General features: G+C 68.2%; 9 protein-coding genes. 5 read left to right on the top strand and 4 right to left on the bottom strand.

All coding sequences use genetic code 11. From position 1 onward, the window contains the following. Positions 1-127 precede the first annotated feature (127 nt). Positions 128-454, bottom strand: coding sequence for a DUF4873 domain-containing protein (locus IE302_RS40055; RefSeq protein WP_005167612.1), 327 nt, complete (start codon positions 452-454; stop codon positions 128-130). Further along, positions 451-1230, bottom strand: a complete 780-nt coding sequence (locus IE302_RS40050; protein ID WP_191259672.1) for a TetR/AcrR family transcriptional regulator — start codon at positions 1228-1230, stop codon at positions 451-453. The genes IE302_RS40055 and IE302_RS40050 overlap by 4 nt, the downstream gene beginning before the upstream one ends. A 50-nt stretch (positions 1231-1280) precedes the next feature. Between IE302_RS40050 and IE302_RS40045 the strand changes: the two genes are divergently transcribed. Beyond that, on the top strand, positions 1281-2189 hold the full coding sequence (locus IE302_RS40045; RefSeq protein ID WP_005167614.1) for an AurF N-oxygenase family protein: 909 nt from the start codon (positions 1281-1283) through the stop codon (positions 2187-2189). After that, entirely contained in the window at positions 2186-3109 is a 924-nt protein-coding gene (locus tag IE302_RS40040) for an alpha/beta fold hydrolase (protein ID WP_191259671.1), read from the top strand. The genes IE302_RS40045 and IE302_RS40040 overlap by 4 nt, the downstream gene beginning before the upstream one ends. Positions 3110-3224: 115 nt before the next feature. Here IE302_RS40040 and IE302_RS40035 read toward each other — a convergent pair whose 3' ends face one another. Next, positions 3225-3761 (bottom strand): carboxymuconolactone decarboxylase family protein, encoded by a 537-nt coding sequence (locus IE302_RS40035; protein WP_191259670.1) that lies wholly within the window; start codon positions 3759-3761, stop codon positions 3225-3227. 164 nt (positions 3762-3925) lie between these two features. Here IE302_RS40035 and IE302_RS40030 point away from each other — a divergent pair, with 164 nt between their 5' ends. Continuing rightward, positions 3926-5347: an amidohydrolase family protein gene (locus IE302_RS40030; RefSeq protein WP_191259669.1), complete on the top strand. Its 1422-nt coding sequence runs from the start codon at positions 3926-3928 to the stop codon at positions 5345-5347. 70 nt (positions 5348-5417) lie between these two features. Here the strand turns inward: IE302_RS40030 and IE302_RS40025 are convergent, their stop codons facing one another. Then, positions 5418-6041 carry a TetR/AcrR family transcriptional regulator gene (locus IE302_RS40025; protein ID WP_026467377.1) on the bottom strand — a complete coding sequence of 208 codons (624 nt, stop codon included), beginning with the start codon at positions 6039-6041 and terminating at the stop codon, positions 5418-5420. A gap of 296 nt (positions 6042-6337) precedes the next feature. On the opposite strand from IE302_RS40025, the gene IE302_RS40020 reads away from it, so the two are divergent. Next, entirely contained in the window at positions 6338-7195 is an 858-nt protein-coding gene (locus IE302_RS40020) for an alpha/beta fold hydrolase (RefSeq protein ID WP_191259668.1), read from the top strand. Positions 7196-7276: 81 nt separating this feature from the next. Then, positions 7277-8449, top strand: coding sequence for a DUF3152 domain-containing protein (locus tag IE302_RS40015; protein WP_191259667.1), 1173 nt, complete (start codon positions 7277-7279; stop codon positions 8447-8449). Positions 8450-8469 lie beyond the last annotated feature (20 nt).

The following is an 8469-nucleotide window of genomic DNA, read 5'->3' as shown; positions in this document are numbered from 1 at the left end:
CGAGCGCCTCACTACACTCCTCACCCAAACCAAGTGATCACCCGTGTTGCAACCACCCCTGGAATCCGCCCCCTCGGCTCAGCCGAGGGAAGGGGGCCTTCACGGACTTGAGGTAGCGAAGCGGAGGTCAGGCGTTGAGCTCGTTCAGCTCTTCCAGGCTGGTCGGCACGTGGAAGGGCGGCGTGCTGGTGCCCATGATGCGGTAGCGGTCCCACGGGTCAGGGTCGGAGAGTTCGCCCTTCGCGCTGTACTCGCCCGCGCGGATCTCGACGGCTGTCTTCTTGCCGCCGGCGGCCGCGGACACCTGCTCGTTGGTGGCCACGCGGCCGTACCAGCGGTAATACCCGTCGATGGGCTGGAAGTAGCCCCGCAGGTCGACCGTGGCCGCGATCTCGGTCCCGTCGATCACGAGGACCGCTTCGCCGGCGTAGCCGTCTTCGTCGTGCTCGCTCATTGCCCCTCCGCCTGGGTTTCCTGGGCCTTCCGCATCTGGACGACCTTGTTCTCTTCGAGTGGCAGGTTCGGGTCGATGACGATGCCCTGCTGCCGGGAGAGGCCGTCGATCGCGGCCCAGATGATCTGCGTCAGGTATTCGACGACGCTGTCGCGGCCCATCGAGCGCCGTTCCAGCCACCATTCGCCGGTGCTCTGCACCATGCCGACGATGCCGTGCGCCCACGGCTCGGCGGCGCCGGAGTCCATGTTGAACATCCGCATGTAGTCGCCGAGCAGCGCGGTCAGCGCGGTGGCGATCAGTTCCTTGTCCTCGGCGACGACGTCGGACTTGACGAGCACCTTCTCCTGCAGGCCGCCGCGCGCGAGCAGGCGGTAGAGGTTCGGGTGCTCCTCGATGACGCTGAAGAACGCGTCGAGCGCCATCCGGATCCGGGGGACCGGGGCCAGTTCGGAGTTGATCGCCGGGATCAGCCGCTGGAAGAGGATCTCCGTGCCGCGCTGCCCGAGCGCGACGTACAGATCCGCCTTGTCGTCGAAGTGCCTGTACAGCACGGGTTTCGTGACGCCCGCTTCGGCGGCGACGTCTTCCATGCCGAGGTCCGGGCCGTGTGTGTCGAGCGCGCGAAGGGCGGCTTCGACGAACTCCGCGCGGCGCGCGATCCGGTGCTTGCGCCAGCGGTCGCGGCGGGCGTCACCCGTGTCGGCCTCACCCGCGGTGGGGTGCTTGCTCGACTGCTTGCTGTTGCGCTTGACACGTTCGATCACCCAAGTCATGCTACCAGAGGTAACTGTTACCGCGAGTTACAGATAGGGGTGTGTCGGCAATGACGCGGGCGCTGAAGGAAACAGATCGGGAGAAGACAGCCGAGCGGCTGCTCAAGTCCTCCGCCAACAAGTTCTACGACCCCGACGTCGACATCGACTGGAACGCTCCGCTCGTGGACGGGAAGCGCTACATCCCGGCACACCGTTCCTCGCTCTACGGCACGAAGCTGTGGGACTCGCTGTCCGAAGAGCAGCGCATCGAACTCGGCAAGCACGAGGTCGCGAGCGTCGCCACGACGGGGCTGTGGTTCGAAATCCTCCTGATGCAGATGCTGCTCAAGGAGGTCTACGACGAAGACCCGACCAGCTCGCACGCCCAGTACGCGCTGACCGAGATCGCGGACGAATGCCGTCACTCGACGATGTTCGCGCGGATGGCGTCGCGGATCGGCTGCCCGTCCTACGGGCCGGTCCCGTGGCTGCGGCGGCTGGCGAAACTGATGCCGTCGATCAGCTACGGCCCCGCGCGTTACGGCGCGATCCTGGTCGCTGAAGAGGTCCTCGACCGGCTTCAGCGTGAGCAGATGAACGACCCGGACATCCAGCCGCTGGTCCGCATGGTCAACCGGATCCACGTGCTCGAAGAAGCCCGGCACGTCACCTTCGCCCGCGAAGAGGTCACTCGCGGGATGGCGAAGCTGACGAAGAAGGAAATCGTCTATCAGCAGTTCATCATCGCGCTGATCTCGTACTTCGTGACCCGGGCGTTCATCAACCCGCGCGTCTACAAGGCCGTCGGGATCCGGCCGCGTGACGGCGTCGAAGCCGCGCTCAACAACCCGAACTGGCGCGAAAGCATCCAGTGGGCAGGCGAGAAGATCATGCCGTTCCTGCAGGAATCCGGTCTGGTCGGCAAGCCGGGCATGTACTTCTGGCGCAAGTCCTTCCTGCTGCCGGGGAAGCGATGAGGAGCGTCAAGCAGCGCGGCACCGTCTCCTGGGATCCGTCCCGCGAGCACCGCTTCGTGACCGGCGACGGCACCGCCCTGCACGTCGAGATGAGCGGCCCCGCCGACTCCGAACTCACGCTGGTCCTCGTGCACGGCTGGACCCAGGACCACCGGACTTGGGACGGCGTGACGTCGCGGCTCGGCGATTCCGTCCGGATCCTGCGCTACGACCTGCGCGGTCACGGTGGTTCCGCGCCGGCGAAACCGGGGACGGCGACGATCGCGACCCTCGCCGACGACCTCGCCGAGCTGATCCAGGACCGTGTCCCGAACGGGCCGCTCGTGCTCGCGGGGCACTCCATGGGCGGCATGACGATCATGGAGCTGTCCCGCAGGCATCCCGACCTCGTGGCCCGGCGCGTCGCAGGGGTCGCGTTCGTCGCCACCTCTTCCGGTGAGATGGACCGGATCACCCTCGGCTTGCCGGGGATCGCGGGCAGCGGCGCGGCGAGGTTCGAACGGAGGCTCGCGAAGCTGCTCGCGAAGAACCGCCGGGACGCCTTGCCGTTGCCGCTGTCCGTGGTGCGCCCCGGCGCGCGGCTGCTCGTCTTCGGGCGGCGTCCTCGGCGGGCCGATGTGGACTCGGTCGCCGAACAGCTGCTGTGCGCCCATCCGGCGAGTGTCGCCGGATTCCAGGACGCGATCTCGCGGCACGACTGCCGGGTCACCTTGAGCGCGTTGCAAGGGAAACCGGTGGCCGTGTTGTCGGGGGAGCGGGACCGGCTCTGCCCGACGCCGCACGCCAAGGTCATCGCCGACGCGTTGCCGGAGGCCGAATTCGTGCGGTACCCGGGCGCCGGGCACATGCTTCCGCAGGAGCGGGCCCAGGAGGTTTCAGACCGCATTGCCGCCCTCGTCCGCCGCGCCGCGAGGGTCTGAAGAGGGAGCAAGGGACCTTTGCTCCCGTTCGTTAGTGCTAACGAACGTGAGCAAGGGACCTTTGCTCCCGTTCGTTAGCACGCTAACTAACGTGAGCAAAGGTCCCTTGCTCCGTTCAAAGGCGGGTGTAGCCGTTTTCGAGGAGCCGGACGCCCGTCGCCTTGTAGGCGTCCTGGTCGTCCGGCGCGATGGTCGCCAGCCCGTCGACGTAGCGGTTGAACATGCAGAACGCGGCCGCGATCAGGACCGTGTCGTGGATTTCGACATCGGTCGCGCCCTCGTCGCGGGCAGCGGCGATCAGCTCTTCGCTCACGGACTTCCCGCCTTCGCGGACAGCGAGCGCGACGTGCAAGAGCGCCTTCACCTTCGCCGAAACGGGTGCGCCGTCGACGTCCTTCCAGGCCGCTTCGACGACCGGCAGGCCGCCTTCGAGCGCTTCGGCGGCGACGGCGGCGTGACTGCGTGAGCAGAACGTGCAGTCGTTGCCGCGCGAGACGACCGCGCCGATCAGCTCGCGTTCGCCCACGCTGAGGCTGCTCGGACCGCGCAGCAGGACTTCGGCGAGTTGCCCGAGCGGCGCCGCCGTCTCGGGCCGGTAGGCGAACAAGGCGGTGATGCCGGGCAGGTTCTCGTCGGGCGCGATGTGGGGCATGGGCTACTCCTCGCGGGTCCGGTGACGCGTCGCTCGATTCATAGCCGAGAACGGGGCAGGCGCGGTGCCGCTGGATGGTCCAAAGCGAGAGCAAAGGTCCCCTGCTCTCCCCGGAGGCGCTAGCGTGATCTTGCAACGCTGCTTTCGACTGGGGAGTTGGAACGATGAAACAGCGCAGATCCGTCCTGTCCGTCTTCAGCCTCACCCTCGCCGTCGGGCTCGGCGCCGCCCTGCTCGGCGGTCTCGGCGGCGGTACGACCGAAGCCGGGAGCGACGCGGAATTCGCCGGCACCGGCCGCGTCGTCATCCGTGACGCCTCGATGGTGCTCACCATGGACCCGAGCCTCGGCGAAGGACCGCTAGGCGCCCTCGCCGACGCCGACGTCCTGCTGGAAGGCACCAAGATCAAGCAGGTCGGCAAGGACCTAGACGCGGGTTCGGCGAAAGTCGTCGACGGTCATGGCAAGATCGTCTTGCCCGGCTTCGTCGACCTGCACAACCACCTGTGGCAGTCGCTCATCCGCGGCTGCGCGGCCGACAAGGAACTCCTCGGCTGGCTCGGCAAATGCGTCATCCCGCTGTACCGCGCGCCGGTGACCGACGCGGACGCGTACGCGGGAACGAAGCTCGCGGCCGCCGACGTCGTCTCGACCGGCATCACGACGGTCACCGACTGGTCGCACGCGTTCAACACCGATTTCGCCAAGGGCGGCCTCCGCGCGCTCGGCGAGTCGAAACTGCGTTTCCTCTACTCCTACAACGGAACCACCGATCCCGCGCTGCAGAACGAGATCCGCCGGGTGAAGCGTGAGGTCATCGACCCGAACCCGTTGGCGCGCCTGCAGATCGGCACGCATCCGTCCACCGGGAACTTCCCGAGCGTCGAGGCTTCGGAGAAGCTCGCGCGCGAACTCGGTGTCTCGCTCAACGTGCACCTTCTCGAATCGAAGGCGGATCTGACCGCGGGGCAGATGGACGCGCTCCGGCGGGCGAACGCGCTGCACCCCGGGCTGGTGGCGAACCACGTCATCCAGGCCACCGACGCCGACCTCGACGAACTCGCGGCCGCGGGCGTCAGCGTGGCGCACAACCCGTTGTCGAACATGCGGCTCGCGTCGGGTGTGATCCGGCTGCCGGAGATGAAGAAGCGGGCCATGAAGGTCGGGCTCGGGCTCGACGGCGGTACCAACGACACGAGCGACATGTTCAACGTGATGCGCGCGGCCGTCGGTCTGCAGCGGGCGATCGCGACGGATCCGGCGGTCTACCCGACCACGACGGACGTCCTGCGCATGGCGACCCTCGGCGGCGCGGAAGCGCTCGGGATGGACAAGGAGATCGGGTCGCTGACGCCGGGCAAGCGGGCGGACCTCCAGCTGGTCGACGCCCAGGCGGTCAACTTCGCGCCGAAGGTCGACTGGGTGAATCAGCTGGTCTTCAACACCCAGCCCGCGAACGTCTCGTGGGTCTTCGTCGACGGCCGCGCACTCAAGCGTGACGGACGCGTTGTCGGCATCGACACCGCGAAGGTCGTCGCCGACGCCCAGGCCGCCGCGGACCGGATCAAGAAGTTGCTACCCCAGTAACCCGACGCAATTCGTCCTCTGAATGCGGTAGTTGCACGCGCAAGGACCGCATTCAGAGGACGAAACGCGGTCAGTGCTGGAGCGGGAAGCCACCGCCGATGCCTCGCCAGGCGAGGTTGGCGGTGAGCGCGACGGCCTCTTCGCGACTCATCGACTTGTGGTGCGCCAGCCAGAACCGCGCGCTGACCTGCGAGAGGCCCACGAGGCCGACGGCGAGCAGCCGCGCCTTGTCCTCGTCGAGGCCCGCGTCCGCGGTGATGGTCTCGGTGATCGCGTCGACGCTGGCCGACGTCGCCCGGTCCACCGCCTCCTGCACGGCGGGCTCGCCGCGCAGGTCGGACTCGAAGACCATGCGGAACGCGCCGGCGTCGTTGTTGACGAAGTCGAAGAACGCGCCGACAGTCGCCGGGACGCGCTGCTTGTTGTCCGTCGTGGAGTCGAGCGCCTCCGTGACCCGCCGTACCAGTTCGTCGACGTGGCTCTCCAGCAGCGCGATGTAGAGGTCGAGCTTGCCGGGGAAGTGCTGGTAGAGGACCGGTTTGCTGACGCCTGCCTCTTCGGCGATCTCGTCCATCGCGGCGGCGTGGTAGCCGTTCGCGGCGAACACGCGCTGCGCGGCGGCCAGCAGCTGGGCGCGGCGTTCCGTTCTGGGCAGGCGGACGCCTCGGGCCTGCAGTCGCGCCATTTCTGTCATTGTTCCTCCAGTTCGAGGCACTCGTCTCCGCCGAGAACGCGTCAGCCTTGACACATCAGCGCAGTCGAGCGGGCTCCGCGGGGCGGGGTCACCGCCGCGTGAAGTGAGCTCAAGATTACTCGCCGGTACGGCCGGACCGCCAAGGGTCGGGCATCCTTGACGCTGTGCCTTCTTCAGTTTCCCGTGCCGCCCGGGGTCGCCCGCCGCTGACCCACGTGCCGCTGTCGCGCAGGTCATTGCCGTCGCTGGACCCCGCGCCGCCGCCGTGGCCCGGGGAAACAATAGGTGTCGGCGGGGTGAAATTGCACATCCGCCGGACTCCGGGCGGCGCCGGGACGGCGGTCTACGTCCACGGGCTCGGCGGTTCGTCCACGAACTGGACCGACCTCGCCGCCCTCCTGGCGCCCGAAGCGAGCGGCACGTCGGTCGATTTGCCGGGTTTCGGCTACTCGGAGCCGCCGGACGACTTCGACTTCAGCCTCGACGCGCACGCCGAGGTCGTCGCGAACCACATCGAGAGCCTCGAAACCGGGCCCGTGCACCTGCTCGGCAACTCGATGGGCGGCGCGGTCGCGCTGCTCGTCGCGGCCCGCCGTCCGGAGCTGGTGAAGACGCTGACGCTGATCTCGCCCGCGATGCCGGATCTCCGTCCCAGCATGAAGCGGCTGTCCGACCCGCGGATGGCGTTCGCGTACCTGCCGCTGATCGGCCCGCGGGTGCGTCGTCAGCTGGCCGCGCTCGGCCCGCGGGAACGCGCCATGCAGGTCATCAAGCTGTGCTTCGCCGACCCGTCCCGCTTCGCCGAAAGCAGACTGGACGAACTGGAGCAGGAGCACAGCGCCCGGGCCGGCTTCGCCTGGGCGACCCCTGCACTGGCCCGGAGCACGTTCGGCATCTTCCGGACGTGGTCCGCGCGCGGACCCGCTTCGCTGTGGGCCGTCGCGCCGACCGTCGCCACGCCGACGCTCGTCGTGTGGGGGCAGCACGACCGGGTGATCTCCGTCCGGCGCGCCGAACGGACCGCTCGGCTGATTCCGCACGCCCGGTTGCTCGTTCTGCCCCGAACCGGCCACGTGGCGCAGATGGAACGCCCGAATGTCGTAGCGAAGGCCGTTTTAGCGATGTGGGAATCGGTCGAATCGGGCGCCTGGTAGCCCATTCGGGTGGGTAGGACACGCCGGGCGTAGCGCCGGTCGCTCACAACATCACAGTTCGGTTATGGCACTCTGGTGCGCGTGGATCGGGTCAAGCAAGGCGCGCAGGGCGAGGGTCGGCGGTCTCAGTACTCCGCATCCGCCCGCCGTCCGCCGCGCGCTCAGTCCCGGACCTCGGATGTCCCTCGAACCGGTCAGTACCGGCCGACGCCGCCGCCGTCACAGCGGCTCGACGAAGACCGTTACCGCCCGGGCAGCCGCCGGACCAGCGCCCAGCCGCTCAGCGCGTCCTGGAAGCCGCACGAGTCCGGCGCCGCGAAGTCCAAGGCCGCCGAACGCAAGAGCAAGGGCGGCATCGGCCACTTCGCCAAGACCTACGGCTGGCGCGTGTACGCGCTGCCGATCCTCGTGGTGATCACCGCGCTGGTCGTGTTCAACACCGCCACCGGCCCGGCCGAGCCGATCGCCTCCGACGGGGCGAGCGTCACTTCGGCCGACGGTTCCGCCGGCAACGGCGGCGAGCCGGGCGCGGGTGTCGACGGTGGCGGCGACGTCCTCCCGGAGAACCCGGCCAAGCCGGTCGACCTCAAGATCCCGACCGCCGACCTGCCCAAGGGTGAACCCTTCACCGAGTCCGGCCAGGGCACCTATCACGTGGTGCCCGGCAAGGGTGAGAAGGTGGGGACGGGGCAGCTGTACACCTACACGGTCGAGGTCGAGGACGGCATCGATCCGGTCAGCTACGGCGGTGACGACAGCTTCGCCACCATGGTGCAGGGCACCCTGTCCAATCCCAAGAGCTGGACGTGGGACGGGAAGAAGGCGCTCCAGCGCGTGGACGCGAGTTTCCCGAACCCGACCTTCCGGGTGAGTCTCACCACACCGAACACGACGCACCGCGCGGACGTCTGCATGTTCCAGATCACCTACGAGACGTCGTGCTATCGCTCGAGCTTTGACAAGCGCGTGGTGATCAACCTCGCCCGCTGGGTGCGCGGAGCGATGGCCTTCGAGAGCGACATGGTCGGGTATCGCCAGTACGCCATCAACCACGAGGTCGGTCACGCCCTGGGCGGAAAGCACGTGGGCTGCAAGGAGAACGGCGCGATCGCGCCGGTCATGATGCAGCAGACGTTCGGCGTCTCCAACGACTTCGTCGCGCAGCTGAACGACCTGCCGGGTGGCGACCGGGGCAGGGTGCCCGCCGACGGCAAGGTCTGCAAGCCGGGCTCCTGGCCGAATCAGACACCTTAGTCTCCGCCGTCTCAGCTGCT

It is taken from the genome of Amycolatopsis oliviviridis (assembly GCF_014654365.1).
Taxonomy (GTDB): Bacteria; Actinomycetota; Actinomycetes; order Mycobacteriales; family Pseudonocardiaceae; genus Amycolatopsis; species Amycolatopsis oliviviridis.
The sequence above is the reverse complement of the archived record's forward strand: the minus strand, read 5'-3'. Positions and strand labels throughout refer to the sequence as shown.